Source organism: Adhaeribacter terreus (assembly GCF_042657365.1).
GTDB lineage: Bacteria > Bacteroidota > Bacteroidia > Cytophagales > Hymenobacteraceae > Adhaeribacter_A > Adhaeribacter_A terreus.
In genome coordinates this window covers 169,484-195,626 of the sequence record NZ_JBHSKT010000007.1, presented here as the reverse complement: position 1 = coordinate 195,626, position 26,143 = coordinate 169,484, and the positions used below count along the sequence as shown (strand labels likewise).

The window sequence follows — 26,143 nt, the reverse complement described above, 5'->3', positions numbered from 1 at the left end:
CCTTTTTGTTTATGCAGCTTCTTGTGAATCTGGTTCGGGATAATGATTAATTAAAGCTTGATAAATTAAATCACTGTAAAGCTTCATTTTGGGTCCATCAGGTTTAAATGGATTTTGGGGTCTTTGATAGCAATTGTTTGGATCAGTCTCCAATTTTTTCATCAAAGCATGGAATTGAGAATTTATCTTAACATGTTTTAAAGAAGTTTTAACAAATTTCTTTATATCTCCATAAGTTAAATCAAATCCAGCCTCCATTAAAGCAACCTCATCTATTTTCACTAGTGCAGCATTCTTATTTGTAGTGATTTGAATTCCACCTTTTAATTCTCTAACAATTTTTAAGGTATTTGCTTCTGTATTTGAATTATCAACTCTAACAGCAAGATCAGCTAAATTAGCATTCTTTACACTTTGAAGCACAACTTTAAATTGAACCAGAACCGAATCTTTGTTACCTGATGCATTTAATCTTTGGGCTGCTTCATCAATGCTTTTTAGAAACTTTCTTACTTCAGCAGACGCGTTTTGGCTTGCTGAAAATGGAGTCAGAAAATCTTCGGGCGTAAAAGGCCGCTGATATGCAATTGGCATTAATCCCAAATCTTTTTCAGAGAAAAGATTTCTACTACATTGATTTTGTAAAAACTTAGCAAATTGGTGGACTGATTCGGTTAGAATCGCAAAAATTATTGGCCCAAAACTTTCCCCATGAAAATGAATTGCTTCATTTCTGTAATCATAGAGCACATTTAAATTTTCAAATGTAGCGTCAAACTTTGAATCAAGTTTATTCTTAACAGCTAATAGGCAATCCTTAAATTCTTTCGTTCTGGTCTTGCTTTTGAAAATCTTTATATGCTTTCTGTAAAGAAATGATTTAAGTGCTTTTTCCCAAGCTGTAATTGCTAATTCTGAAACAATCTCATAACGATGAGGAAAGTATGGTTTATTCTGTATTTCGATTGCTGCAGTCATATGGGCAACAGCACTATTAAGTAAAGTTTTGGCGACAGGCGATTTCCGTTTAGTCTTACATAATTTTAGAAAAGTACTTTTCCCAAGGTTTTCCATATCGTTTATTCAAATTTTTCTCCTTAAAATTCAATATAAACTTAAACAAATATTTTATACTTTGAATCATGTTAGTGCGTTTATTTTTCTGGCGCACAGAAAATTAAGTAGATTCAAAATTTGCCAAAAAGGATATACCCCTGTCTTTTTCGGATTTACAATCAAAATAAACCTCCTTCTAATGCCACAAAAACGCTAGGCAAAAGCCCCTAAAAAGTCGCTCATCCGGACATCTTTGTCCGGATGCCACCTGCCGGGGATTTATCAATCCCCGTGCCCACGTTAGCAAGCACACGCGGGTCAATAGACCCGCCACAGGAAGGATTAGGATTGATAAATCCGAATCAGCACTTATCAGCACCATAAATCCACATCATCGCAACCAGCCAATACTTTTTAACCCTTTCACCCTATCGTTTTTCACCACTAAGTTGTAACCGCAAAAGCATAGAAAAAGAGCTTGAAGTTTGTATCTTTATACCTACCACTTTGCAGCTTCGCTTATGCATAATTTATTCAGCCCCGCCCCTTTTCCGGTAAAAACACTTTATTCCCTGCAAAATAACTACACCTGGAAAGGGCAGTCTTACAACCTGGAGCCCGGCGTTTCGGTTATTCTGGAAATTTTCTACCACCCCGGCTGCGATTTGATCGGCGGTCACCGGGAAGATTATTTAACCGGAGATAGCTTTTACGTGGAGGTGTTGGAAGTGCAGGAAAACCGGATAAAAGGAAAAGTGGAAGAAGATGGTTTGTTCTTTAAAGCGGGCAGCATTATCTGGTTCGAAGCCAAACATATCCATCGGGTGCGCGGCAACCTGGGCTGGAACATCAATAACTTAACCGTAAGCGTTTCGGAGAAGATCCTGTATGGCAAAGAAAAGGTAGGCTACTTTTACAATACCTTAAGCGAGCAGCCTATGAGTTTTGGGCGGGTTTTCTATAGCGTTTCCGAAATACCGGTACCACATAAAGATTATATTCCGCTGGTAGAAATGCCCCTGAAAGACCTGGTAGCCCACGATCCGATCCTGCTGAATTACCTGGAAGACCACGCCATGGACGGCTGGCTCCGTACCGATGAAAACTCTTTCGTTTCTTTTGAAGACCAGCCTTGCGACCGCCGCATTTTCCCGGCCGGTTACGAAACGGATTACGAATTTGAAGAAGGCGATGCTTCAGAAGAAGATTCATTGCCTTTTTAAGATTTTGACCTCACCCTCACTCTTTCGAGGGTATTCATCCGAAAGAGCGATGGTTACTTCTAATCCCGCAAAAACGTTAGGCAAAAGCCCCTAAAAAGTCGATCAGCTAAACTATATTATTCCTTTCCTTCACTTTCTTCCTTCTTCGCTGCATCACGCTTCGCCTTCTTCGCCTCTGCTTTCAGGGCTTCCTGGTGCGCTTTTCTTTCCAGGAATTCTTTCTGGCGTTGTTTCTTTTGCTGGTCACTTGCTCTGGTCATCGTTCAGTTTGGTTTTACTTTAATTACTTCATTTCAGGATTCTTGTTTTAACGCTTCTTCCTTAGACGATATTTTTATCAACAAAAAGCACCGTCCCGGTAAACTGGGAAATAACCCTGAAATTACCAATTACGGCATAAAAAACATTAAAACTACCGCAACTTCCATTCGCACAAATTCCCTTTCCCTCTGGAATTTCAGATAACTTATTCCCTTTTGCCGCGTTTGTTCCTGTATTATTCATTTCTAAAATTAAAGATCATGGACAATAATCTGAATAACGATTTCGATAACGACGCAGCAGAATTAAGAGCCCGCAGCAACTGGACCGAACTGAAAGGCAAAATGCGCCAGGGCTACGGCCAGTTAACCGACGACGACCTGGAATATGCCGAAGGCAAACAGGAAGAATGGTTCGGTAAGATCGGCAACAAAATAGGCAAAACCGCCCAGGATGTAAAAGCCTGGATCCAAGGTTTGTAAATTATTCTCTTTCTGCCCGAAACGGAAGGAAAAACAACCAGAAAACTCCGGCCCTTTTAAATGGTGTCGGAGTTTTTTTCATTTTGACCCTAGCTTAACTCAGTACCTCCAAGTGCTTTTAGTTCTTGCTTACCTTTCCGGCGCGTTTTACTTCTGAATTTATTTTGCTTACCTATCATTCCTGAACCCTTGCTTAATTAAGTCTTTCTGCTTTAAACTATTACGGTTGCCGCTTGTATTACTACGGATGGTATAATTACGATCGCAACCTCGCGCCTGCTTTCAGTTTTTTGCCAGATTTCTATACCGTTTTAATCAGGAAAACATGAAAGTCAGTGAAAACAAAAATGTAGTATTCATAACCGGCGCCTTTGTAACCCATCATTGCTGGGACGAATGGCAGACCTATTTTCAGAGCAAAGACTATAACACCGTAGCACCACCCTGGCCTTATAAAGATGCCGAAACTGCCGAAGAACTCCGCAACCGCCAACCCAACGACACAGATCTGGCGCGCCTTACCATAGACGAAGTAATAGATTCCTACATAAAAGTAGTACAAAGTTTTCCGGAAAAACCCATCGTGATCGGGCATTCCTTTGGCGGCTTAGTTACGCAAATAATTGTAAACCACGATCTGGCGGCGGCAGGCGTTGCTATTCATCCGGCGCCGCCGCAGGGAATTCTGCCCTATGAATTTTCGTTCCTGAAAGCCGGCTGGAAAGCGTTCGGGCTGCTTACATCTACCGACGAAACCTATCTGATGTCGTTTGAAGACTGGCAATATGCGTTTGCCAATGAAATGTCGCTGGAAGAGCAAAAAGCCAGTTACGAAAAATTCGCTATTCCGGAATCGAAAACCGTGGTGCGCGGGGGCTTAACACATTCCGCATCAATAGATTTTAAAAAGCCGCACCCGCCTTTGCTCATTACTTCTGGCAGCCTCGATAACCTTATTCCTGCGCATTTGAATAAACGGAATTTTGAACATTACAAAGAAAGCGGTTCGGTGCTCGATTATAAAGAGTTTGAAGGCCGCAACCATTTTGTTTTAGGCCTGCCTACCTGGAAAGAAGACGCCGATTACATTCTGGATTGGCTCAGCAAACATTAACTTTCCCATCTGAGTTTTTACCCTGAAAAGCATAGCGTTTTCTGAAAGAAAGCAATAACGATTGCTTTTTCAACTCCCTGCAACCATTGGTTATCAACCGCTTCAATTGTATTCAATTCTTCATTTTTACAAACTAGAAACTATGGAAAATATTGTTGCATCGAACAATGCAAAAGTAAAAGATTGGGCAACCGACCCGAACCTTTCCCGCGAAGTAAAAGCGTTTTTAAAAGGCCTGAATACGGGTGGTCCGGGTTTGGAAACGTTACCGCCTTTAGATGCCCGTAAAGTGCTGGAAGATGCTCAAAGCGGCGTAGATGTTGATTATTCCGGTATAGAAATTACCGAGAAAAATATCGAAACCGAAGGCCATTCCATAAAGCTTTACCTGGTCCGGCCGGAAGGAATTAAGGAAACGTTGCCTGTTTTCATGTTCATTCACGGCGGCGGCTGGGTTTTGGGCGATTTTCCGACGCATAAGCGCATGGTGCGCGATCTGGTGGTTTTATCGGGCTGTGCCAGCGTTTTTGTGGAATATACCCGCACGCCAGATGCAAAATATCCAACTGCCATAAACGAGATATTTGCGGCAACTAAATGGGTGGCAGCAAATGGCCGGGAGTTGAACGTGGACGGTAAGAACATGGCCATTGTAGGCAACAGCGTGGGCGGAAATATGACCGCCGTAACCAGCCTGAAAGCCAAAGAAAATAACGGTCCGGAAATTAAGCTGCAGATCATGATGTGGCCTATTGTGGATGCAAATTTCGAAACCGGATCTTACCAGCAATTTGGCGCTGACCGCTTTCTTACTACACCTTTAATGAAATGGATGTACGATATGTACGCCACGGAAGAAGAACGAAAAGAAAGGTTTAATGCTCCTTTACAAGCTACCGTAGAACAATTAAAAGGCCTGCCTCCTACCCTGATCCAGGTTGCAGAAAACGATATTCTGCGCGACGAAGGCGAAGCTTTCGGAAGGAAACTGGATGAAGCTGGCGTAAAAGTAACGTGCATTCGGTACAACGGCGTTATCCACGATTTCGGGTTGCTGAACGGTTTAGCCAATATTCCGCAAACGCGTTCGCTTTTTATACATGCGGCCGCAGAACTCCGGCAATATTTACGGCCGGGTGAATTCTGATCAGTACATAAAAGCATTAGTTTTTCAGATAAAATCCCTACCGTTTTCCGGCAATTCAAATTCCGGATTCCGGTTTTGTAACGCCAGACGCAGTAAGTTAAATCATAAATTCTATTCCAGCATAGCGCAGCAAATCGTTTCCGGATTGCTGCGCTATTTCATTTTGCAAAACGCTATCCTTTTTACTGCCAAAACTGCTGCTTTGCTCCGGCTGCTTTTCAAAGTAATTCCTGCGTCTAAAAATAACGGGCTTCGTATAAAATTGTATTTCCTGGTCAGAATACAAAACAAAGGTCGCATTATAAAAAGCAGCAATTATGAGTCAGAAGGAAAATATCAGCAATCTGAAAAAACGCCTTAAAACGTTAGAAGACGAATATGCGGAATTGCAGAAAGCCCAGACTTTTTCGCTCGTTGGCGATACCGTTATGGTGCCTAAAAAATTCAAGTCGCTTTTTGACCAGGCCCAGAAAACCGTAGGCGAATATTTCAGTCATCTGAAAATGGACCCTACCCACGGCAGCATCGAGATTAACGAACAACGGTATGTATTGGTGCGCGCTTCGGCCCTGGCTCACGATTTTTTAACCACAATTCAGGAAATGTACGCCGACCGCGGCGAAGTGGAAGCCCTGAATATTGGCAAAAATTTCCTCTTCGATATTGCGCACCTGATCGGGAAAAACGACGCGGTAAATTTTCATTCTAAAATGAACCTCCAGGATCCGATTGCCAAGCTGGCCGCCGGGCCGGTACATTTTGCGTATTCGGGCTGGGCTTTTGTAGATATTCTGCCGCAAAGTAAACCTTCGCCCGACGAAAATTTTTACCTGATCTACCGCCACCCATATTCTTTCGAGGCAGATTCCTGGTTACAGGCCGGCAAAAAATCGAAAACGCCGGTCTGCAGCATGAATGCCGGTTATTCGTCGGGCTGGAGCGAAGAGAGTTTTGGCATTCCGCTTACCGCTGTAGAAGTAACCTGCAGGGCCAAAGGCGATGAGCATTGCACGTTCATTATGTCGCCGCCGCATAAGATTGAGAAACATCTGGAACGGTTCACCAAAAAAGTCAGCAAAGAACACGACAAAAAAGCGACCTACGACATTCCTACTTACTTCGAACGCAAAAAAATTGAGGAACAACTGGCTTTATACGCCCTGATCGTAGAATCTTCGGACGATGCCATTTATAGTGTTTCGATGGATGATGAGATTTTGAGCTGGAACCGCGGCGCCCAGAAAGTATTTGGCTATACCGAAAAAGAAGTGGTTGGCAAGAAAAGAAGTATCCTGATTCCGGAAGACCGGCGGGAAGAAGAACTGGAATTACAGGCCCGGATAAAAAGCGGCGAAGCGATCAGGCAGTTTGAAACCCAGCGATTGCATAAAAAAGGCAACCTGATAGAAATATCCATTACGGTTTCGCCGGTTACCGATAGCAAAGGCAACATTATAGCGGCTTCGGTTATTGGCCACGATATTTCGAAACGCAAAAGAGCCGAAAATGCCCTGAAAGATTTGAATAACAGCCTGGAAAAACTGGTTCAGGAACGCACCTCAGACCTGCAACGCGCTTACGACGAACTGGAAACCCGGGTAACCTTCCGGAACCTGGAGCTGGAAAAAACCAATAAAGCCAACCTGGCAAAAATTGAGGAACTAGAAAAACAACTGGCTTCGCTGCAAGCAAAAAAATGAGCTATATTAAGTTAGACGACGTGAATGAAGAACACTTGCTGGGAACCTGGCGGGTGAAGAACCGCATGTTTAACGCCAGCAGCGCGAGCCATTGTTTTATTGCTTTCCAATGCATCCGTTTCCTGAAAAACAACATATTTACGGCCCAGAACGGTACAAAACGCAGAGGCCACTGGGAAATGAAAAGGGAACAGGAAATGATCTATAATCCGCAGGTAATGTTCCATCTGAGCAAAAATGAACGCGTCAATTCCATTATTACCAACCTCATGACCATGGATGAAACGCATACCAAACTCATTCTTTATTTCGATTCTGGTTTTGAACTGGTTCTGGAAAAAGACGCTAACGTGAACAATTGTCGGAAAACGAAGTAAAATGAAGTTGTTTAAGAAAATTCTGGCTTAGTTTTTTAGCTCAGAACCATAGCGTTTTCCGCTCTGTTTTTCTGCAGAAAGTACTCTTCTTTTGCAGTTTTTATAATAGTGACTCAGACCAGCACAGCCGGAATACTGTGCTACAAAATAGAATTTGACAATAGAATTTGACTTTACTTTGCACAGCTTGAAACCGCACACATTTCCAGGTACCATATCCAAACACCTTCCGGCCATATTGGCAGCTTTTTACTTTGGCTATTTTTTTGTGAACGTTCCCGCAGTAATCCGTATAAAGTCGTATTATTGTAAATCATTCATTCATTATAAAAATCCTCGTTATGGGAAATAAAGCAATTGAAATTACCGACGCGAACTTCGAAGAGATCATCAATTCTGATAAACCGGTTTTAGTTGACTTCTGGGCAGAATGGTGCGGACCTTGCCGCATGGTTGGCCCGGTGGTAGAAGAGTTGGCCGGCGAATATGAAGGCAAAGCCATTATTGGTAAAGTAGACGTAGATGCCAACCCGCAGACTTCTGCCAAATTTGGTATCCGCAGCATTCCTACCCTGCTGGTTTTCAAAAACGGCCAGGTGGTAGACAAACAAGTTGGTGCGGTGCCTAAAAACGTACTGGCTCAAAAACTCGATGCGCAGGTAACTGCCTAATAAAACGCTATCGTTTTAAGCTGAAAAAGTCTCCCGGAAGTTTATCGGGAGACTTTTTTGTTTCAGAAAAACGGTATCTTAAAGCCGCTAAAAACTGCACCCGAAAACCATGGAAAATACCCAACTATCTCCTGCTGCTTTCGATCTGAAAACGGTACCTTTTTTACTCGAAAAACTCACGGAAGACTCAAAGCCGCACTGGGGAAAAATGACTGCCCAGCACGTACTCGAACATTTAGGCAATACGTTGGTAATTGTAAGCACCAAAAAGGAAATTCCGGTTATTACACCCGAAGACAAACTACCGGCCTACCTGCAATTTTTAAAAAGCGATAAACCTTTTGACCGCGATATTCCCAACCCTTTTGTAGGCGATACGCCACCCGCACTGCGTTTCGAAAACCTGGACACGGCCAAAACCAAATTGCTCGCCGCCCTGGAAGGTTTCTATAAATTCTTCGCCGAAAACCCGGAAGCCAAACCGGTGCATCCATTTTTTGGCAGACTGAATTACGAAGAATGGCTCCAATTTCAGCGCAAGCATTTTCAGCATCATTTTAAGCAGTTCGGCTTGGTTGAATAGAAAATTTAAATACCGGAACCAATTGAAACTTAAAATCAAAACCGTCAGCTAAAGCAGACGGCAATGAGAGCAGCCAATCAAAATTCAAAACGCTATGGTTTTGGGCTAAAAAAGTATGCCACCTGCAACCATAAAAAAAGCCGCAACAGGAATTCTGCTGCGGCTTTTTTCTTGATCCAGGTGAAAATTCTAATACAAATGCACTTCTTCTACCTGAATAATTTCATCCGTTTGTTCATTGAAAATAAAAGCAACTACCGCACATTTTTTAGCTTTCCAGGTATCTTTCAGCGTGATGGCAAAATACTTTTCCTGCACAGCGCCGTTTGTTGGGTTCTCAGCATTCAAACGTCCATAAGCGCCATCCAGGCCAGCACGCAATACATGCCGGTGCACATAATCCGGAATATCGGTCGGGCTGGTTTTGTAGTTTTTCTGCCAGTTCACAATGCTGTCTTCGGTAATGTAAACGCCCAGGTTATATTTTCCGGAAAGGTTGCTTAAGTATTTGCTCCGCACTTTTATGTTGGCAACCCGGGTTTCCGGTTTGTAAAGCGCGGTAACAGTAAGCGCCACCCGCGGCGTTTTGGCCATTTCAGCATCAATAGCCGCCGGCCAGGTAGCCATGCCCTGGTATCTGGCACTTCCGGAATAAGGCACGCGGTTTACCATGCCATTCGGATTCGCGTTTATCTGAAAATCCTTCATCCATTCTTCGCCGATTTTAGTAGCAAAGTTATAGGTGTATTTGGTACCGGGCGCACCTTTCAGCGTATCGGCAAAATAACCGGCGTGCACGCTCATTACAACAAGTTTTTCTCCATGTTTGCCTTGCTGTGCCTGTGCCAATGTGGCTGCATCGGGGCAGTTTCCGCACTGGTGGCCGGTATAATCTTCCAGCAAAACTTTCTGCATCGGCGCTACCGGACCGTTAATAGAATCATGCGCCGCTTCCGCCGAATCCAATGCCAGTGTGGCGCTCAGCGCAGGTTTGGTTTCCGGGGCCGGAACCGGGTTATCAATTACATCGCAGGCCGAAAAAAGGGCGCTGCCCAAGCCTAAAATTCCAATATAAAACGCTATGCTTTTCATGCTAAAAACTCTTAAAAACTGCTGGTAATAGAAACTAACAAACCGTTGGAAGCCGGAACGTTGCGGCAAACGCCACCCACGCACACAATGCCCGCGCGCTGGCGCCCGTAAGTGGCTGAAATGCGGCTCGTATTGCGGTTATAACCCACAGTTCCGGTCATGTAATGAATGCGTTGGTCAGTTTCCGGGTTGCCGTAGTTATACTGGTCGAGCACAGCTACAAACCAATGCGGCGCTACGGTATATTCCACCAAACCCATTCCCCAACTGCCATGATCGTCTTTGGTTTGCAGCGTTTGCAACTCTGTACGAACCGAATGTGTGGAGTTGAATTTATAGGTTACATCGGCAACGGCCATATTGGCGCGTACTTTACCGTGACCAACCAAACCCTGCACCACATCAATGTTGTAGTAAAAATTCAGATACGTCAACGTGGCTTTCAGTTTCGAAGAAAATTTCTTTTGCAGCTCTATGTTAAAATCGCTGAAATAACCTTCATCGCCAAATTTAAAGAAATCAGAATCATAGATCTGGCGTTTGGTAGTTTCATCATGCAAAGAATCTTTTTCAATGCTTTTTACCGTAGAGAAATTAACGGCAATGTTGGTTCCGTATTTTCCGCCCAGCGGCGAATCACGTTTGAAATTATAGCTCACTTCGCCCTGATAACTCATTTCGCCGAGCGGCTGGGTGGCATACGGGTAAATAGAAGCCGGTAAATTATAGGTGTGTTGCTTGGTAAGCGGCGGCAGGAAATTCATTTGCAAAACCGTGCCGGTAGCATTTCTGTCGGAACGGAAATCCATGTTATCTACGCGCTTGGCTCCCGCCGAAATACCCAGCCCCATTTGCGAATAGCTGGCCGTTAAAAGCAAAGCCTGCCCCGGCCGGTAATTGAAATTATTGGCTGCCGAAGGGTCGTTGGCTTTGTAAGCGTATTCGCCGTACAGGTTCACGTTGCCTTTGTTGATATTGATGCGCGCTGCGCCGGCGCCTACGTTTTCCGGCAAATTAAAATCCGGGTTATCGTCGGCCTGGTACTTGCTCACAAAACTACCGCCAATGGTAATATTAGTGTTCAGGTTCGATAAATTATCGCTTAATTCATTGATAGTAACTTCTGCATCCGCACCGCGCACAATGCCTTCGCCGAGTTCAAAAAACGCACGCTGCTTACCAATTACGCCTTTCAGACGAACGCCGCGCATTGGCATGTATTTCACGCGAATACCGTCCATGGCATTATCTAAACCCAAACCACGCTCTTCATAAGCCCGGAAAATTAAACCGCTGCCAAATTGTTCGTAATAATTACCGGCCGTTATCTCGAAATTATCTTTCTGAAAAGACGCGTACCGGTACGGAATACCCGAACCTTCGTAACGCCGGTCGAAACCCTGCAGCGGATTAAGATAATTTTCGTAACGCGCACCTGCGCTGAAATTGCCGGTCGTAAAAATAAAGTTGGCAAACCCGTTCGATAAAAGACGTTCTTTTACTTCCGGCGCACCAATGGCTTCGTCTTCTTTATAATACTGGGCATCGAGCTGGAAATCGCCGTGGATCTGGGCATCCTGGAAAAGCTGGGCCTGGCTTAAACGCGGCATAAAAAATGCGCCGGCCAGCAAACCCAAAAGAGCAATACGTTTCAAAATGAGTAAAAATGAATAATAACAATAAAAATAAAATTGCTGCAAAAACTAAAATGCCACCAAAACGGTAGCATTTCAGCCTTAAAAAGTCAGTATTTGTTAGTGGCTTATCGCTTCTCCAACCGAAACTTTTTTCACCAGTTCGTACAGGTGTTTTTCGTCGCCTTCGGCATAAGCATTATGCTGCCATACAATTTCGCCGTTGCCGTTCAACAGAAACGTATGCGGCACGTTGTTCACGTTCAAAGCGCGTTTCAGGTCTTGGTTCTGATCTAAATAAACATCGTAGGTCCAGGCTTTGCCGTTTACCAGCGGGCCAACTTTAGCAGCGTTGCGCACATCGTCAATTGAAATAGCTACTAGCTTCACGCCGGTTTCTTTTTGCCAGTCTTCATACACATCAGAAATATTGATCAGCTCCGAAATACAAGGTTTGCACCACGTAGCCCAGAAACTGATGATAACCGGTTTGCCGTTGTTGCTTAACTGCGAAGTGTTAAAAGTTTTGCCATCGAGGGTTTTTACATCTACAGCAGGCAGTTTGCGGGCGTTATCGGTAGTTTGAGCCTGGGCTGCAAACACCAGTAAACTCAGGCAAAGGCTAACAAATACTTTTTTCATGATAAAGGATAGCAATTTTTTTGACAGTTAAAGAAAGAACCGGCTACGTTGGCAGCCGGTTCCTTTTAATTGGTATTTATTTGATCAGTACGATTTTCTTGGTTAATACCTTGTCACCGTATTTCAGGTTCAGGAAGTAAAAACCGTTTGGCTGGTTAGAAAGATCGGCATCAATTCGTTTGCCATTTACTTCAGCCGCGCTGATGGTAGTGTTCCAAACGCGGGCACCGACAGCATTGTAAATTTCCAGCGTCGCTTTTCCAGCTTTTTCCGGCGTAAAGGCGATGTTTACTTTACCGGTTGTAGGGTTTGGATAAACATTTACCTGAGCTACAGCTTCTAAGTTTTTAGAAACACCTAGCGGCTGCGATACTCTTTTACCCATACCGGCGTTGAATACTTCTTTGGTGTTTTTATCCTGCACGAAGAAAACAACCTGTAAGCTATCCATGTTTTCAACAAAGTTTGGTGTAACGGCAAACTTTGTAAACGGCAGCGTGTAATCGTTGTAGTTCATTGCAAATGCGTTGGTATATTTTACCTGCTGGCCATTAACCAAGGCTGCAATTGGCAAACCATTCTCATCCGGCAGCATTTTCTTCGCTACATCATAGAAATCTGTCTCGCCGTTCGTGCGGAAATTTCTTACGGTATGTCTTTCAGTAATTACAGTATGAAGCACCAGGTTATTGCTGGTCACGTTCGCAAACGGTGTAATCAAAGCTCTTGCAGTAACTGTGCTATCTACCGGATCGATGTAAAATTCGCCATCTACTAAAATGGAAGCCGGAACATTGTAATATTTGTTCAACAATGCCTCAGAATAACCATTAGCATTAAATGCACTTTGGGTTGAACCCCACTCCAGTGGTGTTTTGAATTTCACCCCGCCATCAGGACGCATTTGCGGAATAGAGTTTACAGCATAGTAATTTCTGCGGGCAATAGATTCATTGGTCTGATACGGATCATCGCCTGGAGGCGGGAAGTTCTGCTGATATTTGATCTGGATCGTCGTACCAGGATGTTTGTGGGTTACATTACTGATATTTGCGTTACCTGGCAAGCATGGCGGGCAGGTAGAGCTGGTAAACACTTCGTTAACGGTAGTGCGCGGCGATTGCTCAACACTTACAGAAAGCTGTATTGTATCGTTAGCATGGTTCTGATCTGCGTTTCCGTTAATGTTGCTGGCCCATACTTTAATTGGGTAAGTACCAATTGCACCCGGGTTCCAGGCTGTTGGGTGGGTAAAATTATAGCCACCATAGCTTCCGATATTTACACCAGTAATGTTAGAAGTTACAGTAGGGTTATTACCTACTTTATAATTCAGATCGAAGGAAGTAACCGGTGCTGATCCTCTCGACCATAAATTGCCCGAAATTGTGAATGGAGCCCGCGAAATAGCCAGTTTTGGAGGAGTATTCAGTACCAGCGTTTCGAGATCGTAAGTGATCTGGGTACCTGCCAGGAATTCGTAGTAAGTATTATCCGTAGAAGCCGGATCTGAAGATGCTAGCGTGCGGCTGTTCAGGTTTGGTGAACCGTTTACCTGGAAAGCAGTAGTGCTGTTAAGCTGCATACCAGCCGTTACGCCCATGGATGCACCGGCAGAACGCTGATCTACAATGTAAACTTTATTGGTAGTTTCTTCCAGTACAATGCTCCAGTAAGTATAACCTACTGCTGGATTGGTGGTCTGGCTATAAGAGTTGAACTGGATCCAGTGCTGACGGTTTGGAGCAGTACCAAATGTTTTGGTTACAATAAAATCGCCGGCATTGGCATAAAGCCCCCAAACCATGATTGAGTTATCAGGAATATTGGCGCTTGGCAGAGCCACATTGTTTACAGATGGCACGGCCGTTGCTGCAATATCAAAAGTCAATACTCCTGAGGTAGATACTTTATAAGTAGTAAAAGAAGTACCGTTCAGCGAAAAACTAAATGGCAAAGTAACGTTACTGCTCCAAACCGGTGTAGTAAGCGTAGAAGCCGAACCCGTAACCAGCGTAGTCCAGTCGGCAGGTAAACCACCGTTTACCGGATATTCCGGATCTGCGTTTAAAGTTCCGGGATTCGAGCCTTTATGAGGCACATAATAATACTGTGCCTGGGCAGCCGAGAGCGCCATAAATGCGCCCAACGTAAGTAAAAGTTTCTTCATAGGGTGATGAATTATTAAAGTTACACGTTAAGGTTTTGTAAATTAAATAATTTTTTAACATCTTTGAAAATAAATCGTAATTCTTTTTTTACAACTGAGAATCAAGACAATAGCACAAATACTGTTGCGACATAATTTACAAAAAAAACATCGTTAATATATGAAAAAACTGTTACTTCTTGCTTTTGCCGCATTTTCTATAAATGTCGCTTCTGCACAATCTACAACCATGCAGATCCCGACTCATGCTACAACCATTACGGGGCCATACAACGGCGTATTGCCGTTAACTGCCAGGCTTTCTGTAGTGAACATCAGCAACCAGAGCATCGATGTTCAGGTGGCGCGCAAAGTGATTTCAGAAGTTGCCGGTTCTGAGAACGTATTTTGCTGGACGCAGTGCTATTTTCCTAATGTAGATGTGTCGCCGGATATTGAGACCATTGCAGCAGGCGCTACAAACAGCATGTTCTATGCCGATTATTCCCCGAAAGGAAATGCCGGTAAAACTACTATCCGTTACTCATTCTTCCGGGCAAATTCACCAACACCAGATTCTGTGCATACTACCATTGTGTACGATGCCACTACGGTTGCCGGCGTTAAAGGAGCATTCTATGCCAGCAATGCCATCAGCATGCCTTCACCAAACCCGGCTAACGACATGACTACCATTGGTTACAACCTGCCGGCCAACGCACGCAACAGCAAAATAAAATTATACAACGCCATTGGTGGTCTGGTAAAAGAGATCAATCTTTCAGATAAACAAGGCGCTATTATGCTGGTAACTTCCGGCTTGCCAAGCGGCATTTATTTCTACACGCTGCAGGTAGATAACCGCTCGCTTACCACTAAAAAACTGGTTGTAAAGCATTAATTTTTATCTTTTCACAAAAAAGCAGCCCGCGAAATATTTCCGGGCTGCTTTTTTGTTTTATACCTCAGCCAAAAACCGTATCTTTTTCCCGCCTAAAACTCATTCCTATGCCAGAAGATATCAATACCGCTTACCTGGAAACTCCTCTTGGCTGGTTGCAAATAGCAGGCTCCGAAGCTGGAATTACAGAGGTCACTTTTTTAGACGAAAACCCTACCGTTTTTCCAACGGAAATTCCGGCGTGCCTGCAGAATTGTTATCAGCAGCTCTCCGAATATTTTAAAGGTGAACGCCGGGAATTTGAATTGAATTTAGCGCCAAACGGTACGGAATTTCAGCAAAAGGTCTGGCAACATTTAAACGCCATTCCGTTTGGAAAAACGCGCTCGTATCTGGATGTAGCTTTGCAGCTCGGCGAACCAACTTATACCCGCGCCGTGGGAAGTGCGAACGGCAAAAATCCGCTGGCCATTGTGGTGCCCTGCCATCGGGTAATTGGCGCCAACGGCAGTTTAACGGGTTACGCCGGCGGCCTGTGGCGCAAAAAATGGCTGCTGCAATTCGAAGGAATTTCAAAGCAAACCGAACTCTTTACCTGATCATATTTCTTCCCAAAACGGTATCTGAAATGCCCGTAAAAGTGCCGCTTGGTTTACGCTCATCTAAACTTCCGCCTCCTATGAAAAAATACGCCGGTTGCTTTTTACTCTTCCTGGTTTTTGCCTGTCAGAAACCGGTTTCGCAAAGCAAGGTTACTAACAAATTTCAGGATAAAAACCTGCGCCAGATCCATATTTACCAGGATGAACGGAACGCGCAGAAGTTACTGCCCTTTCTTCAGGATCCAAACCCGAAGAACCGGGCCGAAGCTGCTCTTGCTTTTGCTTCTTTGCAGGATAAAGGTAGCATTCCGCAACTCGCCACGCTCCTCTCCGACCCAATTGCCGAAGTTCGCCAGAAAGCTGCTTATGCCCTTGGCCAGTCCCTGGATTCTACGGCGCAATACCCGCTGCTCAGCGCTATTGGCCGAGAAAACGAAAAACAAGCCCGCGCCGAAATGCTGGAAGCGCTCGGAAAAGTGGCTACCGATGATGGTATTAAATTCCTGAACAATTTTTTCTCACCGGATACGGTTTTGCAGGCAGGCCATATGTGGGGCTTATTCCGCGTGGCCCTGCGCCGCCCGCTTCCGGAAACAGCGCTTGCAAAAGCTGCCAGATTTTTAACCACCGGGCAAACCCGCGAGATTCGTATGGCTGCTTCGCAAACGCTGGCGCGTAGCGGCAAAGCCGATCTCAGTCCGCATTTCAAGTTTATTCAGGCCTCCGCTTTAACCGATGCATCGGCCAGCGTACGCGCTGCGGCCGCTACTGCATTGGGCAAAACCAAGACTTCGGAAACCCTGGAAACGCTGGGCGGAATTGCGCAGAAAGATCCGGATTACCGGGTAAGGCTAAGTGCGTTGCGGGCTTTAAATTCGTTCGATTTTGTGCTTACCCAGGATATTCTGTTTGGAGCGCTTTCCGATAAAAATCCGCACGTTACGTTAACAGCAGCCGAAATTATCAGCGCCAAGCCACAGGAAGAAACCCAGACATTGCAGGATGCAGCCAACAAACAAACCGACTGGCGCACGCGCGCTTTATTGCTGGGCGCGGCTTTAAAAGCTACTAAAAACCCCGAAAAACTACGTACGGAGATCATGAACCGCTATGCGCAAACTTCCAATATTTACGAAAAAGGCGCTTTACTGAACGCTTTAAGCAACGACCCGAACAGTTATTTTTTTCTGGAAAAAGAAACCTTTGCCGCGCAGCAGAACACGGTAATTTCAACTTATGGCATAGAAGCGCTGAGCAATTTGCGTAAACATCCTGATTTCCCCGAAAAGCTGAAACCTTCGTTCAACGAAACCATGAAGCGCGCCATTGCTTCCGGCGACGTGGCTTTGGTTGGCACGGTTGCGACCTTACTTCGCGAACCGACGCTGAACTTCCGGCAAACTTTCCCGAACTACGATTTTCTGAAAACCGCTCAAAGCAAAATTCAGCTGCCGCGCGACGTAGAAACGTATATTGAACTGCAAAAAACGCTTGCCTTTTTCGAACAAAAACCCGCGCCGCCGGCACCCCAAAACCCAACATCGCACCCTATAAACTGGGAGCTGGTGCAAACCCTGAAAGCCGATCAGAAAGCACTGCTAAAAACAAGCAAAGGCGATATCACGCTGCAATTATTTGTGGAAGATGTGCCGGGCTCGGTAGCCAATTTCGCAGAACTCGTAAAACAAGGTTTCTACAATGGAAAGAATTTTCACAGAGTAGTGCCGAATTTTGTGGCGCAGGGCGGTTGCCCGCGCGGCGATGGCTGGGGCGGCACCGATTACACCATCCGTTCTGAATTCGCCGATCTGCATTACGAGGAAGGCACGGTTGGTTTAGCTTCCGCCGGCAAAGACACCGAAAGCTGCCAGTGGTTCATAACGCACAACCGCGTACCGCATTTAGATGGCCGTTATACTATTTTTGCCAAAGTGGTTTCGGGCATGGAAGTGGTGCACCAGTTGCAGATAAGCGATAAAATTGAGAAGGTGGAATTGCTGCCATAACGTTTTCAAATCTTTTCAGGAAACGCTATGGTTTGAGCCTTAAAAACTGGCACCAAATTCGCCTTTCACTTTACAACCAAAAAAATTATTCCTATGAAAAAGCTATTTACGTTCCTGCTCTTATTTGCCACGATCTTCAGTTTAAAACCCGCCATGGCCCAAACCGATACCACCGCCCATAACCTGACCGAAGTTGTAAAAATGCTGAACGGCACCTGGGAATGGACCGAAACCAGTTTTGCAACCCGTGGTTCAAAACCGAATGTAAAAACCCCGGCAACCGTCGGCTATAAAATTACCGTAACGTTCAAACCTGATAACCAGGCTTTGGTTTTCAGGAACGGGAAACTGGTTGGGACTTACGCTTATACCGTTAGCAAACCCACCGATTATATCGTGATCTCGTTTAGCGATACCAGCGGCAACAACCCGGCAAGAGAATTTCTGGAAGAAGGCCCGCTTACCGTTTCTGCCAATCAGTTATACATAGCTGGCGGTTACAACGATGCCGGCAGCAACCAGACCTTCAAAAAATTAGCCCCTACAAAAACCAGGAAAACCAGCCGGAAGAAAAAGTAAACAAGCCGGTTTTTTCACAAAAAAAACTACCGTTTTCAGAAGCAAAACGGTAGCTTTTTTATTGCCAAAACTCAGGAGCGAATAGATACTATCTCATAAATAGGTTTGTCATGTTGAGCGATAGCGAAACAACTTGTTGGCTCTTTGTAGCGACGTTTCTATTGAGACCCGACAAGGTCCTTCACTCGCGTTCAGGATGACAGGTGTATTAATGAGATAGCTTCTATTGATTAGTTAGAAATTGTGCTGTAAATTGTAAGGCTAAAAATTGAACGAACAACGAACAACGAACAACGAACAACGAACAACGAACAACGAACAACGAACAACGAACAACGAACAACGAACAACGAACAACGAACAACAAAACTCAAAACCGATAGCGAACCTGCGCCCGCACATCCGTCCGGCGTGAGCCCTGAATTTCTTCCAGGCCGGAACTGATGGTTTTCTGGTAGCGGTAATGCGTGTGCGCCAGCTTCAGCCAAACATCCATTTTCCGGGAAAAACTGTATTGCAAAACGGTATAGATTCTGGTTCCTAAACCGCTGAAGGAAGGAATAGAAAACGCATACAAAACATCTTTCTCAGTTACGTATTGGCGGTTTTCCGAATCGTCGGTATCGAAAACGGCGTAGCGCGAACCGATCCGGAAACGCTTGAATTCCAGGTTTACATCCTGCGCCAGCAAATAACCGGTAGTGCGTTCGCCATGCTCTAAATTATAACTACTGAACTGCAGGCGAGAACGCAAACTTAAACGGCCGGTAGGTGCAAAATCGGCGGAAAGCAGATAATTACGCCGCGTAGCCAGAGTCAAACCCGGTATTTGCTGCAAACTTTCAGGTTCTTCCAGTTCTTTATTTTCCGTGCGGAATTGGCCGTAGATCGTAGCCAGTTTGCTTGGTTTATAAAGCAGCCGCAACAAATACTCGTCGCCACCGGAAGGAGCATTTACCCCATAACGCAACCACGGAAACCGGTACCGGTCGTAATAAGCCGTCAGTTCCCAACGGCTGGCCGGACGAATTTTTAAGCCGGTATAAAAGCCTTTTTCGTTGATTGGTCGCGTATTTTCTGAAAAGCCATCGCCGTAAAGCGTATGAAAATCGCGGGCATAATTCCGGTACAACAGGGCCACTTCCACCTGCGGCGTTAAACTCGCCATCAGCCCTTGCACCAGCCCTAACCCACCACTTTGGGAACGAGCAGCTTCGCCGAAAAAATTCACGTTGCGCCAGTTATAGCTGTAATAGCCACTTAAAAGCAAATTGTTTCTGCCCCGGAATTCGAAACGGTTATAAGCCGCATCGGAACGCAAAAGCGGCACGCTGTAACTGGAATTGAAAACCGTGAAACCGCCCGATGCCCGACGACTTTTGCTAAAATAAGCCAGGTTAGCGCCGGATATCTGTTCGGTTACGTTATGCTTCCGCGCAATTTCGGTATCGGTGCGGTGAAAACCGGTTTCCTGCAGGCTGCTCGACTCCAGATCACCCAGCGAAATTTGTTCGTTCAGCTGGTCCAGCGAATCCTGCAACAACTGAAAACTGACATCTACTTTTTTCCGCGAATAAAAACCAGTTAAGTTCAGGGTATTGGTTAATGCATACGTGGCCGCTGCTCCGCGAAAAAAAGCACTTTCCAGCGTAGAGGTGTAAGGCCTGATTCCCAGATCGGAACGGCGTGTAGTTGTAATGGTTTCGCCGCCCTTGCCCACGCCAAATGCCGAAGCCGACACTAAACCCTGCCCGAAAGACAACTGATAATCACCTACGGCCAGCGTTTTCAACCGGCCTTTATCGTATAACTGGAAATGCCCCGAATAAAAATCGAAACCGTAGCGGTGCGTTTTATCATCAAAAATAAATTGTTCGCCGGCGTCTTTTTCCAAGGTAAAACCTAAGCTGAAATCGCGGGTGTGCGCCACGCGGTAACGCATTAAAAGTTTATCTGGCGAACCCTTATAATGCGAAGTTTCCTGGCCGTTGCTTTTAATAGTTGGCTGCAAATAGCCCTTCTTTTCCTGCAACGAGCGTTCGTAGCGAACCAGCAGATAATTATTGTCTTCCGCCCGAATTCTTTCCCAAATTGGCCGCCGGTCGGCTTGCAAACCCATTTCCTGCACCGTTACAAAAGGCAGCAATTTATTAATGGTTATCAGATCGAAGCCTTCGATGGTTTGCAGTTCGTAAATGCTCAGCAGGCCGCCGGTGCGGTTTATATGCTCAAACAAAGCCGTGATCTGTACTTCCGAAAGAATGAAAAGCGAGCTCAGTTCTTCGCGGTTCGCGCGGTTCAGGTTTATGGGGTTCTGGTAAAATTGCAGCAGGTTTTCATAAATATCTTCGTAAGGCAGGTCTTTATCTTGCTGCTGCGAAAAAAGCTCCTGCACAAAAAGATCGAGGTTTACTTCTCGCCGCGGAAATTCCTGCGCCTGCGCCGCAAAAGCCAGAAAAAACGGTAGGAAAAACAGCGTAAAAAGTATCGGTTTCGGCATAGGCTATTCGAATTTATAACCCACCGAAACGTGATTGCTGAAACCAAGCCGGCTCTGCGAAATTAAAGCATAATCTACCTGAAACCTTTGCGCCGCAAAACCAACGCCAAACGAAGCAGCCTGTTTTAAAGTAGAAAAACCGGTGCGCAACGCTAATTTTTCGATCACCTGGTATTCCAGTCCGGCTTTAAAATCAGCATCTAGTTCCAGGTCTTTTTCGGTTTCGGCGTTCAGCATTACTTTTTTGCCGGGCCGGTAAGAAATGCCCGCTTTCATTACGGTTGGCACCCGTTCATCGGCAAATTCGGCCATTTTTGCCTGATTGAAATTGTAAATATGCGCGCCAACTACCAAACCCGGCACCACTTCCGATTGTCCGCCAAAAGAAAAAGCAACGACGCGTTTACTGCCGAATTCTTCTACGTGCACCTGCAACAGATCGGCTTTTAAACCCAAACGCACCTGCCCTATTTTATGCGCATAACCAATTCCCAAACGCTGTTCGTTGTAAAGTTTATCACCGAAACGGTAAAGTTCCGCGCCAATTCCGCCCGATTTCCGGATTTTCATGGCGCCTAATAAACCCACCGAAGTAAAAGCTTTCAGCCCGAACCGGTTTTCAGCAAAAGCCCCTAGTTCTTTCTTTTCCAGGCCGGCAATACCCGCTACGTTATTATGCAAACTCCACACATCCGAAATTCCGACAGTTGCATTGCTGAGCGCCGCCGCCCGGGCTCCAACCGGAATGTGATCGTTGCCCGCAAAAACTACATCCCAACTCAGAATGGCAAGCATAAACAGAAGGAGTTTTTTCATGCAAAAGGATAGCGTTTTTTAGCCGGAAGAATTTAACAAACCGGTTTTACGTAAAATGTTAAGATTTAGGTTTAGGACATTTGTAGAGACGAAAGATCTTATGTCTCCCGGTATTGCGTCAGAAAACGCGTCAGTTATTTCGACCAGTATTTTTCAGGGAATTTTTCTGGACTGATTTGATCGGGAATGCGTGGAGACGTAAGTTCTTACGTTTCTACACTGCAAAAAAAAGCCCCGGAAAGATTTTTCCGGGGCTTTTACTTTTATAAAAAGGAAGAACTATTTTTTCTTCTTTTTCTCTTTTTTGGTTTTGGTTTTCACCTTGCCTTCTTTCACCTTCACTTCCATTTTATCGGCAGTAATGGCTTCAACTGGTTTCACCGTCTGGTCGCCGGAAGGGCTTGGAGTGGTAACCAGTGTCATTTCGTTTACCAAGTGGCCCGCACCAGCAAATTTGTCGATTACGAAAAGTACGTAACGCGCATCTACGTTAATGCAACGCTTGTAATCTTTATCATAAACCAAGTCACCGCTCATTGCTTCCCAGTTACCGTCAAATGCCAGACCGATCAGTTCCCCACGGCCGTTGATTACCGGAGAACCGGAGTTACCACCCGTAATATCGTTATCGGTAATGAAGTTAACCGGCAGCTCGCCATTTTTATCAGCATAACGGCCGAAATCTTTGGCTTTGATCAGGTCGATCAGTTTCTGCGGTACGATGAATTCTTCGTCTTTCGGATCTTCTTTTTCCAGAATACCTTGCGCGGTGGTGTAGTGGGCGTAATGAACGCCGTCGCGTGGCTCATAGTCTTTCACGGTACCGTAGCTTAAACGCAGGGTTGAATTCGCATCCGGATAGAAAACTTTATCAGCTTGCATTTCACGCAGACCGGCAACGTATAAACGGGTTGCTTTGTCCATGCTGGCTTTAGAAGCCATTAATTTAGGCGCAATGTTGGTGGTGTAATTGGTGTAAACCGAAGAAGCTGTTTTGAAGATCAGGTCGTTCTCTAAAGCTTTCAGCGTTGGTTTAGCTAAGAAAGCGTTCAGTTTTGCTTCGGAAGTTAAGAATGTCTTTTTGTAAGCTTCAGCAGCAAATTTATTCCAGTTGCCTTTGTATTTGCTTTCCACGGTTTTGAAAATATCCGGGTGCTGGTTCTTCGGAACGTCGTTGTAGTACATCTGGTACATAGCCGCGAACAGTTTCTCGTCGGTTGGCACGTTAAAGCCTTCGAAGTATTCTTTGCTGGCTGCTTTAATCGCATCGGCAGTTTTCTTAATATCTTCAGCTTTGCCTTCTTTCAGTGCTTTTTGTAATGGTACCAGGTTCAGCGCAAATTTAGCAGCAGCCGGCGCTAAAGCAGCTTCGCTCAGGTAAACCTGGCTCAGCGTATATTCTTTCTGCTCACCATAAGCTTTGTTAATATCAGCTAAAACGTTGCCGTAAGAAGCTTTCCGGTTTGCATCGGCCGAAGCCCAGGTATTGTATTTCGCTTCGTTCTCTACTTTGCCTTCTACTGTTTTCATGCGTTTTACGCCGGCATTCTGGCCCTGGAAATATTTCCAGTAATTGCTGATAGAAGCGTATTCAGAAGCATATTTCAGACGAACAGCATCGCTCTTGTCCATATCTGCTTTCAGGATTTCCAGTCGTTTGCCGCGCAGTTTGATACGGGCCGGGTTAGAAGTTTCAACCGCAATTTTCAGGCCTTCGGAAGTCATGAAACGCTGTGTACGGCCCGGGAAACCAAATACCATCGAGAAATCGTTTTTCTCTACACCACCAATGTTAACCGGTAAGTGTTTTTTAGGCTGGTACGGTTTGTTGGTTGCGGCATAAGCAGCTGGCTTGTTGTTGGCATCAGCGTAAACGCGGAACATGGAGAAGTCGCCGGTTTGGCGTGGCCACATCCAGTTATCAGTGTCGCCACCAAATTTACCGATTGCGGACGGCGGCGTACCTACTAAACGCACATCGGAATAACGCTCGTAAACGAATAAATAGAACTCGTTGCCGGCGAAGAAATCGCGAACGTAAGTCACGTAATTCTCAGAACCTTTTGCTTCAGTTGCCAGGGCTTTCATGCGCTCAGAAACCATTTTAGCACGATCTGCTTCCGAAGTCTGGGCAGTAATGCCTTCCAGTACCTTTGGCGTTACGTCTTCCATGCGCACCAGAATATCTACGAAAAGGCCCGGGTTAGCAAGCTCTTTGTCGCGGCTGGCCGCCCAGAAACCGTTGGTTAAATAATCGGCCTGCGGGGTAGAACGAGCCGCAATAGCATCGTAACCGCAGTGGTGGTTGGTTAATAACAAACCTTCTTTAGAAATGAATTCAGCCGTACAGAAACCACCAAACTGCACAATGGCATCTTTTAAGCTGGCATTGTTGATGTCGTAAATTTCTTCGGCGGTAAGCTGCAGGCCTTGCTTCTGCATATCCACGTGGTTAAGGCGCTTAACCAGCAATGGCAACCACATACCTTCGTCGGCTTTTGCTAGGTTGGTGAGGCCCAAAGCCGCAACCAGCAAAAGGGAAAAGAATTTTTTGGTCATAATTTTTAAAAAATGTGAAAATTGATGAAGTAGAATTTGAAAATGCCGAAGCCCGAAATAAAAACGAACTAAAGCCCTTTCAAAATCCTTTTTAGGTATTAGCTGCAAATGTAGGCCAAATTTCTCATTTTTACAGGCCTTTTTGCTGTCCGATTGCGGGCTTTTTACTGTTCGATTATGAACTATTTATTTAAGAAATTTCTGCTTGCTGTTATCTGGATCTACCAGCGTATGATCTCGCCGCTAAAGCCGCCAAGCTGCCGGTTTACGCCTACCTGCTCTGGTTATGCAGCCGAAGCGGTTACCAAACACGGCCCTTTTAAAGGCGGGAAACTGGCGTTAAAGCGGCTTTCCAAATGCCACCCTTGGGGCGAAAGCGGTTACGATCCGGTTCCGTAAACCTGCAAACCACACGATTCCGTTAATCTTCGGTGCAAAAAAACACGTATAAAATAATTCCGATAAAGTTAAAATCAGAATTATGAATATGAAGTTTTTAAAAGCACTGGTAGTTTTAATGGTAATTTCCCTACCGTTTATTTATGGCTACAATGTTTATACCCGCGGCAGCTGGGAACTGGCCAAGCAGGTTACGCCGCTGGGCCAATTGCCTTCGCAGGTAAACGAAAGTTCGGGCTTGGCAAAAGCAGCGGAACCTGGCATGTATTTTACGCATAACGACCACGGCGCCGGCGGTGCTCCGGCAGTACTTTTTAAGGTAAACGAAAGCGGCAAACTGATTAAAAGTTATACCATTTCCGGCGCCACCAACGAAGACTGGGAAGACCTGACCGGCGACAATAATGGCCACGTGTATATTGCCGACACCGGAAATAACAACGGTAAACGCACCGACCTGAAAGTTTACAAAGTAAGCGCCGCGAACCCCGGCCGCGCCGAAGTGATCAGTTTCAGTTACGATGATAAACCGGAAGCCGGTAAAAGTAAAAAAGGCAAAAAGGCTAAAAAACCAGTTACCAGTTTCGACAGTGAAGCCATTTTCTGGAATAACGGCAACCTGTATCTGGTTACCAAAGACCGCAACAACAGCAACGAAGCCCGGCTTTATAAACTCCCCGATTCTCCCGGAGACCACACGGCTCAGTTAGTTGCTACCAAACCTATGAACGAAAAAATTACCGGGGCCGGCTTAAGTCCGGATGGTAAACAGCTGGTACTTATGAGCGTAGGCAAACTGCATATTTTCCAGGTTTCCGGTTCCAATTATTTTAATGGCAACCCGCAAACCATAAGTTTAGGCAACGTAGGGCAAACCGAAGGCCTGGTTTTTAAAGACAGCAATACGCTGATATTTACTAACGAAGGCGGCCAGATCTTCCAGTATAATTTTTAAGCTACTCCGCTATTTTTGTAATTGGCAATAATTGCAAAATCAATTTCCCTACTGATAAAAACAGTATCATTTTTTGAATAAAAACCGGCTGTGACTTTAAACAAGTTGCGCCGGTTTTTGTATTTTAAAGCATGAGACATCTGCTGAAAATTTTCCTGTTGCTGCTTAACCTAACCTGGCTGATAAGCTGCGTAAGTAAGGAAACGAATGCCAATCCTGAAAACCAGAAAATTCAAAACGAAAAGGCAACCATAGTTTACCTTGTCCGCCACGCCGAAAAAAGCACCAACCATCCGGACGATCCGGACCTGAATGCTGCCGGAAAAGCCCGTGCGGAAGCCCTGAAAGAGATTCTGCTCAACAAAGACATTTCGGCCATTTACAGCACCAATTACAAACGCACCAAACAAACCGCCGAACCTTTGGCCAAAGCCCGGAACCTAGCTGTTCAACAATACGAAGCCCATGATTACGGAGGCATAACCAAAAAATTCTGAAAGAAAACCGCAACGAGGCCGTACTGATAATCGGGCATTCGAACTCCGTGCTGGAACTGATAGAAGCATTTAAAGCAAAGCGACCCGTTCCGGAATTAACCGAATCGGATTATAATTATTTGTTTAAAGTTACCATTCCGGAAAAAGGCGAAGCCTCGGCAACATTTAAGCGCTACGGAAATTGACCAGACTTTTCAG

Annotated in this window: 26 protein-coding genes; 16 read left to right on the top strand and 10 right to left on the bottom strand. The window is 45.2% G+C overall.

What is annotated here, in order from left to right:
* Positions 1–9 precede the first annotated feature (9 nt).
* The gene (locus ACFPIB_RS12900) at positions 10–1,074 is read right to left on the bottom strand and encodes a DUF3644 domain-containing protein (RefSeq protein ID WP_378017874.1); all 1,065 of its coding nucleotides are present in this window, start codon (positions 1,072–1,074) and stop codon (positions 10–12) included.
* A 503-nt stretch (positions 1,075–1,577) separates the two neighbouring features.
* Between ACFPIB_RS12900 and ACFPIB_RS12895 the strand changes: the two genes are divergently transcribed.
* Positions 1,578–2,279, top strand: coding sequence for a hypothetical protein (locus tag ACFPIB_RS12895; RefSeq protein WP_378017873.1), 702 nt, complete (start codon positions 1,578–1,580; stop codon positions 2,277–2,279).
* Positions 2,280–2,395: 116 nt separating this feature from the next.
* On the opposite strand, the gene ACFPIB_RS12890 is transcribed toward ACFPIB_RS12895, so the two are convergent.
* Together ACFPIB_RS12890 and ACFPIB_RS12885 are read right to left on the bottom strand one after the other, a co-directional pair.
* Complete coding sequence (locus ACFPIB_RS12890) at positions 2,396–2,539, bottom strand: hypothetical protein (protein ID WP_378017872.1); 144 nt, start codon at positions 2,537–2,539, stop codon at positions 2,396–2,398.
* Between the two features lie 61 nt (positions 2,540–2,600).
* Complete coding sequence (locus ACFPIB_RS12885; RefSeq protein ID WP_378017871.1) at positions 2,601–2,783, bottom strand: hypothetical protein; 183 nt, start codon at positions 2,781–2,783, stop codon at positions 2,601–2,603.
* Positions 2,784–2,800: 17 nt separating this feature from the next.
* Here ACFPIB_RS12885 and ACFPIB_RS12880 point away from each other — a divergent pair, with 17 nt between their 5' ends.
* From ACFPIB_RS12880 to ACFPIB_RS12850, 7 genes are all read left to right on the top strand, one after another.
* Positions 2,801–3,022: a CsbD family protein gene (locus tag ACFPIB_RS12880; RefSeq protein WP_378017870.1), complete on the top strand. Its 222-nt coding sequence runs from the start codon at positions 2,801–2,803 to the stop codon at positions 3,020–3,022.
* Between the two features lie 325 nt (positions 3,023–3,347).
* Complete coding sequence (locus ACFPIB_RS12875; protein ID WP_378017869.1) at positions 3,348–4,136, top strand: alpha/beta hydrolase; 789 nt, start codon at positions 3,348–3,350, stop codon at positions 4,134–4,136.
* 142 nt (positions 4,137–4,278) lie between these two features.
* A complete protein-coding gene (locus tag ACFPIB_RS12870) occupies positions 4,279–5,283 on the top strand; it encodes an alpha/beta hydrolase (RefSeq protein WP_378017868.1) in 1,005 nt (334 codons plus the stop codon).
* A 317-nt stretch (positions 5,284–5,600) separates the two neighbouring features.
* Positions 5,601–6,983, top strand: coding sequence for a PAS domain S-box protein (locus ACFPIB_RS12865; RefSeq protein ID WP_378017867.1), 1,383 nt, complete (start codon positions 5,601–5,603; stop codon positions 6,981–6,983).
* Entirely contained in the window at positions 6,980–7,360 is a 381-nt protein-coding gene (locus tag ACFPIB_RS12860) for a hypothetical protein (RefSeq protein WP_378017866.1), read from the top strand. The genes ACFPIB_RS12865 and ACFPIB_RS12860 overlap by 4 nt, the downstream gene beginning before the upstream one ends.
* A gap of 341 nt (positions 7,361–7,701) precedes the next feature.
* On the top strand, positions 7,702–8,031 hold the full coding sequence (gene trxA / locus ACFPIB_RS12855) for a thioredoxin (RefSeq protein ID WP_378017865.1): 330 nt from the start codon (positions 7,702–7,704) through the stop codon (positions 8,029–8,031).
* 109 nt (positions 8,032–8,140) lie between these two features.
* Entirely contained in the window at positions 8,141–8,614 is a 474-nt protein-coding gene (locus tag ACFPIB_RS12850; protein WP_378017864.1) for a DUF1569 domain-containing protein, read from the top strand.
* Positions 8,615–8,803: 189 nt separating this feature from the next.
* On the opposite strand, the gene ACFPIB_RS12845 is transcribed toward ACFPIB_RS12850, so the two are convergent.
* From ACFPIB_RS12845 to ACFPIB_RS12830, 4 genes are all read right to left on the bottom strand, one after another.
* Positions 8,804–9,706: an Omp28 family outer membrane lipoprotein gene (locus ACFPIB_RS12845; RefSeq protein ID WP_378017863.1), complete on the bottom strand. Its 903-nt coding sequence runs from the start codon at positions 9,704–9,706 to the stop codon at positions 8,804–8,806.
* 11 nt (positions 9,707–9,717) lie between these two features.
* Positions 9,718–11,361, bottom strand: a complete 1,644-nt coding sequence (locus tag ACFPIB_RS12840; protein WP_378017862.1) for a DUF6029 family protein — start codon at positions 11,359–11,361, stop codon at positions 9,718–9,720.
* Positions 11,362–11,460: 99 nt separating this feature from the next.
* Positions 11,461–11,982, bottom strand: coding sequence for a TlpA family protein disulfide reductase (locus ACFPIB_RS12835; RefSeq protein WP_378017861.1), 522 nt, complete (start codon positions 11,980–11,982; stop codon positions 11,461–11,463).
* A gap of 76 nt (positions 11,983–12,058) precedes the next feature.
* On the bottom strand, positions 12,059–14,152 hold the full coding sequence (locus ACFPIB_RS12830; protein WP_378017860.1) for a T9SS type A sorting domain-containing protein: 2,094 nt from the start codon (positions 14,150–14,152) through the stop codon (positions 12,059–12,061).
* 160 nt (positions 14,153–14,312) lie between these two features.
* Between ACFPIB_RS12830 and ACFPIB_RS12825 the strand changes: the two genes are divergently transcribed.
* The 4 genes from ACFPIB_RS12825 to ACFPIB_RS12810 all read left to right on the top strand — a co-directional run bounded on the left by ACFPIB_RS12825 (position 14,313) and on the right by ACFPIB_RS12810 (position 18,219).
* Entirely contained in the window at positions 14,313–15,032 is a 720-nt protein-coding gene (locus tag ACFPIB_RS12825; protein ID WP_378017859.1) for a T9SS type A sorting domain-containing protein, read from the top strand.
* Positions 15,033–15,139: 107 nt separating this feature from the next.
* Positions 15,140–15,631 (top strand): methylated-DNA--[protein]-cysteine S-methyltransferase, encoded by a 492-nt coding sequence (locus ACFPIB_RS12820; protein ID WP_378017858.1) that lies wholly within the window; start codon positions 15,140–15,142, stop codon positions 15,629–15,631.
* An 80-nt stretch (positions 15,632–15,711) separates the two neighbouring features.
* Complete coding sequence (locus tag ACFPIB_RS12815; protein WP_378017857.1) at positions 15,712–17,640, top strand: peptidylprolyl isomerase; 1,929 nt, start codon at positions 15,712–15,714, stop codon at positions 17,638–17,640.
* A gap of 93 nt (positions 17,641–17,733) precedes the next feature.
* Positions 17,734–18,219 carry a hypothetical protein gene (locus ACFPIB_RS12810; RefSeq protein ID WP_378017856.1) on the top strand — a complete coding sequence of 162 codons (486 nt, stop codon included), beginning with the start codon at positions 17,734–17,736 and terminating at the stop codon, positions 18,217–18,219.
* Between the two features lie 370 nt (positions 18,220–18,589).
* Here ACFPIB_RS12810 and ACFPIB_RS12805 read toward each other — a convergent pair whose 3' ends face one another.
* The 3 genes from ACFPIB_RS12805 to ACFPIB_RS12795 all read right to left on the bottom strand — a co-directional run bounded on the left by ACFPIB_RS12805 (position 18,590) and on the right by ACFPIB_RS12795 (position 24,094).
* Positions 18,590–20,719, bottom strand: coding sequence for a ComEA family DNA-binding protein (locus ACFPIB_RS12805; protein ID WP_378017855.1), 2,130 nt, complete (start codon positions 20,717–20,719; stop codon positions 18,590–18,592).
* Between the two features lie 3 nt (positions 20,720–20,722).
* A complete protein-coding gene (locus ACFPIB_RS12800) occupies positions 20,723–21,535 on the bottom strand; it encodes a PorV/PorQ family protein (protein ID WP_378017854.1) in 813 nt (270 codons plus the stop codon).
* A gap of 279 nt (positions 21,536–21,814) precedes the next feature.
* Positions 21,815–24,094 (bottom strand): S46 family peptidase, encoded by a 2,280-nt coding sequence (locus ACFPIB_RS12795; RefSeq protein WP_378017853.1) that lies wholly within the window; start codon positions 24,092–24,094, stop codon positions 21,815–21,817.
* A 177-nt stretch (positions 24,095–24,271) separates the two neighbouring features.
* Here ACFPIB_RS12795 and yidD point away from each other — a divergent pair, with 177 nt between their 5' ends.
* The 4 genes from yidD to ACFPIB_RS12775 all read left to right on the top strand — a co-directional run bounded on the left by yidD (position 24,272) and on the right by ACFPIB_RS12775 (position 26,130).
* Positions 24,272–24,493 (top strand): membrane protein insertion efficiency factor YidD, encoded by a 222-nt coding sequence (gene yidD, locus ACFPIB_RS12790; protein WP_378017852.1) that lies wholly within the window; start codon positions 24,272–24,274, stop codon positions 24,491–24,493.
* Between the two features lie 88 nt (positions 24,494–24,581).
* Entirely contained in the window at positions 24,582–25,448 is an 867-nt protein-coding gene (locus tag ACFPIB_RS12785; protein WP_378017851.1) for a hypothetical protein, read from the top strand.
* 131 nt (positions 25,449–25,579) lie between these two features.
* The gene (locus ACFPIB_RS12780) at positions 25,580–25,945 is read left to right on the top strand and encodes a histidine phosphatase family protein (RefSeq protein WP_378017850.1); all 366 of its coding nucleotides are present in this window, start codon (positions 25,580–25,582) and stop codon (positions 25,943–25,945) included.
* 47 nt (positions 25,946–25,992) lie between these two features.
* Positions 25,993–26,130, top strand: coding sequence for a hypothetical protein (locus tag ACFPIB_RS12775; RefSeq protein ID WP_378017849.1), 138 nt, complete (start codon positions 25,993–25,995; stop codon positions 26,128–26,130).
* Positions 26,131–26,143 lie beyond the last annotated feature (13 nt).

Bases quoted from the DNA above. Each gene is read 5' to 3' on its own strand.
- yidD (WP_378017852.1), top strand. From the start codon at position 24,272: ATGAACTATTTATTTAAGAAATTTCTGCTTGCTGTTATCTGGATCTAC.
- ACFPIB_RS12810 (WP_378017856.1), top strand. From the start codon at position 17,734: ATGAAAAAGCTATTTACGTTCCTGCTCTTATTTGCCACGATCTTCAGT.
- ACFPIB_RS12870 (WP_378017868.1), top strand. From the start codon at position 4,279: ATGGAAAATATTGTTGCATCGAACAATGCAAAAGTAAAAGATTGGGCA.
- ACFPIB_RS12815 (WP_378017857.1), top strand. From the start codon at position 15,712: ATGAAAAAATACGCCGGTTGCTTTTTACTCTTCCTGGTTTTTGCCTGT.
- ACFPIB_RS12900 (WP_378017874.1), bottom strand. From the start codon at position 1,074: ATGGAAAACCTTGGGAAAAGTACTTTTCTAAAATTATGTAAGACTAAA.
- ACFPIB_RS12820 (WP_378017858.1), top strand. From the start codon at position 15,140: ATGCCAGAAGATATCAATACCGCTTACCTGGAAACTCCTCTTGGCTGG.
- ACFPIB_RS12825 (WP_378017859.1), top strand. From the start codon at position 14,313: ATGAAAAAACTGTTACTTCTTGCTTTTGCCGCATTTTCTATAAATGTC.
- ACFPIB_RS12890 (WP_378017872.1), bottom strand. From the start codon at position 2,539: ATGACCAGAGCAAGTGACCAGCAAAAGAAACAACGCCAGAAAGAATTC.
- ACFPIB_RS12850 (WP_378017864.1), top strand. From the start codon at position 8,141: ATGGAAAATACCCAACTATCTCCTGCTGCTTTCGATCTGAAAACGGTA.
- trxA (WP_378017865.1), top strand. From the start codon at position 7,702: ATGGGAAATAAAGCAATTGAAATTACCGACGCGAACTTCGAAGAGATC.
- ACFPIB_RS12880 (WP_378017870.1), top strand. From the start codon at position 2,801: ATGGACAATAATCTGAATAACGATTTCGATAACGACGCAGCAGAATTA.
- ACFPIB_RS12860 (WP_378017866.1), top strand. From the start codon at position 6,980: ATGAGCTATATTAAGTTAGACGACGTGAATGAAGAACACTTGCTGGGA.
- ACFPIB_RS12885 (WP_378017871.1), bottom strand. From the start codon at position 2,783: ATGAATAATACAGGAACAAACGCGGCAAAAGGGAATAAGTTATCTGAA.
- ACFPIB_RS12835 (WP_378017861.1), bottom strand. From the start codon at position 11,982: ATGAAAAAAGTATTTGTTAGCCTTTGCCTGAGTTTACTGGTGTTTGCA.
- ACFPIB_RS12895 (WP_378017873.1), top strand. From the start codon at position 1,578: ATGCATAATTTATTCAGCCCCGCCCCTTTTCCGGTAAAAACACTTTAT.
- ACFPIB_RS12845 (WP_378017863.1), bottom strand. From the start codon at position 9,706: ATGAAAAGCATAGCGTTTTATATTGGAATTTTAGGCTTGGGCAGCGCC.
- ACFPIB_RS12785 (WP_378017851.1), top strand. From the start codon at position 24,582: ATGAAGTTTTTAAAAGCACTGGTAGTTTTAATGGTAATTTCCCTACCG.
- ACFPIB_RS12780 (WP_378017850.1), top strand. From the start codon at position 25,580: ATGAGACATCTGCTGAAAATTTTCCTGTTGCTGCTTAACCTAACCTGG.
- ACFPIB_RS12875 (WP_378017869.1), top strand. From the start codon at position 3,348: ATGAAAGTCAGTGAAAACAAAAATGTAGTATTCATAACCGGCGCCTTT.
- ACFPIB_RS12830 (WP_378017860.1), bottom strand. From the start codon at position 14,152: ATGAAGAAACTTTTACTTACGTTGGGCGCATTTATGGCGCTCTCGGCT.
- ACFPIB_RS12865 (WP_378017867.1), top strand. From the start codon at position 5,601: ATGAGTCAGAAGGAAAATATCAGCAATCTGAAAAAACGCCTTAAAACG.
- ACFPIB_RS12795 (WP_378017853.1), bottom strand. From the start codon at position 24,094: ATGACCAAAAAATTCTTTTCCCTTTTGCTGGTTGCGGCTTTGGGCCTC.
- ACFPIB_RS12800 (WP_378017854.1), bottom strand. From the start codon at position 21,535: ATGAAAAAACTCCTTCTGTTTATGCTTGCCATTCTGAGTTGGGATGTA.
- ACFPIB_RS12805 (WP_378017855.1), bottom strand. From the start codon at position 20,719: ATGCCGAAACCGATACTTTTTACGCTGTTTTTCCTACCGTTTTTTCTG.